A 2553-nucleotide genomic window follows, 5' to 3' on the forward strand; every position below is an offset into this window, starting at 1 on the left:
AGTACTGGATGCATCTGCAGGATATCGCGGCCGCTTAATTAACTGGCCTCATGGGCCTTCACTTCACTGCCCGCTTTCCAGTCGGGAAACCTGTCGTGCCAGCTGCATTAACATGGTCATAGCTGTTTCCTTGCGTATTGGGCGCTCTCCGCTTCCTCGCTCACTGACTCGCTGCGCTCGGTCGTTCGGGTAAAGCCTGGGGTGCCTAATGAGCAAAAGGCCAGCAAAAGGCCAGGAACCGTAAAAAGGCCGCGTTGCTGGCGTTTTTCCATAGGCTCCGCCCCCCTGACGAGCATCACAAAAATCGACGCTCAAGTCAGAGGTGGCGAAACCCGACAGGACTATAAAGATACCAGGCGTTTCCCCCTGGAAGCTCCCTCGTGCGCTCTCCTGTTCCGACCCTGCCGCTTACCGGATACCTGTCCGCCTTTCTCCCTTCGGGAAGCGTGGCGCTTTCTCATAGCTCACGCTGTAGGTATCTCAGTTCGGTGTAGGTCGTTCGCTCCAAGCTGGGCTGTGTGCACGAACCCCCCGTTCAGCCCGACCGCTGCGCCTTATCCGGTAACTATCGTCTTGAGTCCAACCCGGTAAGACACGACTTATCGCCACTGGCAGCAGCCACTGGTAACAGGATTAGCAGAGCGAGGTATGTAGGCGGTGCTACAGAGTTCTTGAAGTGGTGGCCTAACTACGGCTACACTAGAAGAACAGTATTTGGTATCTGCGCTCTGCTGAAGCCAGTTACCTTCGGAAAAAGAGTTGGTAGCTCTTGATCCGGCAAACAAACCACCGCTGGTAGCGGTGGTTTTTTTGTTTGCAAGCAGCAGATTACGCGCAGAAAAAAAGGATCTCAAGAAGATCCTTTGATCTTTTCTACGGGGTCTGACGCTCAGTGGAACGAAAACTCACGTTAAGGGATTTTGGTCATGAGATTATCAAAAAGGATCTTCACCTAGATCCTTTTAAATTAAAAATGAAGTTTTAAATCAATCTAAAGTATATATGAGTAAACTTGGTCTGACAGTTATTATTTACCCACCACTTTGGTAATTTCGCCTTTCACGTAATGCACAAATTCTTCCAGCTGATCCGCACGGCTGGCCAGACGATCTTCTTCCTGGCCCAGATACGCCTGACGCGCTTCCAGAATCACCGGCTGATACTGCGCCGGCAGACGTTCCATGGCCCAATCCGCCGCCACATCTTTCGGCGCAATTTTGCCGGTCACCGCGCTATACCAAATACGGCTCAGGGTCAGCACCACGTTGCGTTCATCACCCGCCCAATCCGGCGGGCTGTTCCACAGGGTCAGGGTTTCGTTCAGCGCTTCAAACAGGTCCTGTTCCGGCACCGGATCAAACAGTTCTTCCGCTGCCGGACCAACCAGCGCCACGCTATGTTCACGCGCTTTGGTCAGCAGAATGGCCAGATCGATATCAATGGTCGCCGGTTCAAAAATGCCGGCCAGAATATCGTTACGCTGCCATTCGCCAAACTGCAGCTCACGTTTCGCCGGATAACGCCACGGAATAATGTCATCATGCACCACGATGGTCACTTCCACCGCACGCAGAATTTCGCTTTCACCCGGGCTCGCGCTGGTTTCCAGCAGATCGTTAATCAGCGCACGACGGGTGGTTTCATCCAGACGCACGGTCACGGTCACCAGCAGATCAATATCGCTATGCGGTTTCAGGCCGCCATCCACCGCGCTGCCATACAGATGCACGGCCAGCAGGGTCGGTTCCAGATGACGTTCAATCACGCCCACCACTTCAGACAGCTGGGTGCTCACTTCCGCAATCACCGCTTCACGCATAATGTTCAGTTTGGTTTTCGGACGGCTGCCCTGCTGGGTCACATCGTTGCTGCTCCACAGCATCAGGCAACGGCCCACCGCATAACGCGCCTGCTGTTTGCTCGCACGCGGCATGCTCTGCACGCCAAAAAAGCAATCATAGCACGCCATAAACACCGCCACCGCACCATTACCGCCGCTACGTTCGGTCAGGGTACGGCTCCAATTACGGCTACGCATACTCTTCCTTTTTCAATATTATTGAAGCATTTATCAGGGTTATTGTCTCATGAGCGGATACATATTTGAATGTATTTAGAAAAATAAACAAATAGGGGTTCCGCGCACATTTCCCCGAAAAGTGCCACCTAAATTGTAAGCGTTAATATTTTGTTAAAATTCGCGTTAAATTTTTGTTAAATCAGCTCATTTTTTAACCAATAGGCCGAAATCGGCAAAATCCCTTATAAATCAAAAGAATAGACCGAGATAGGGTTGAGTGGCCGCTACAGGGCGCTCCCATTCGCCATTCAGGCTGCGCAACTGTTGGGAAGGGCGTTTCGGTGCGGGCCTCTTCGCTATTACGCCAGCTGGCGAAAGGGGGATGTGCTGCAAGGCGATTAAGTTGGGTAACGCCAGGGTTTTCCCAGTCACGACGTTGTAAAACGACGGCCAGTGAGCGCGACGTAATACGACTCACTATAGGGCGAATTGAGTGAAGGCCGTCAAGGCCTAGGCGCGCCGGATCCCCCGGG

1 protein-coding gene and 1 pseudogene are annotated in these 2553 nt (G+C 52.7%); both read right to left on the reverse strand.

The window, feature by feature from the left end:
- Positions 1-1027: 1027 nt before the first annotated feature.
- The gene (aadA1, locus tag HBO24_RS29265) at positions 1028-1819 is read right to left on the reverse strand and encodes an ANT(3'')-Ia family aminoglycoside nucleotidyltransferase AadA1 (protein WP_001206316.1); all 792 of its coding nucleotides are present in this window, start codon (positions 1817-1819) and stop codon (positions 1028-1030) included.
- 498 nt (positions 1820-2317) lie between these two features.
- Positions 2318-2498 (reverse strand): annotated as a pseudogene (locus HBO24_RS29875) (hypothetical protein); the annotation flags it as partial.
- Positions 2499-2553 lie beyond the last annotated feature (55 nt).

Origin of the sequence: Pseudomonas sp. WS 5410, from assembly GCF_012985645.1 — a bacterium.
Taxonomy (GTDB): Bacteria; Pseudomonadota; Gammaproteobacteria; order Pseudomonadales; family Pseudomonadaceae; genus Aquipseudomonas; species Aquipseudomonas shahriarae.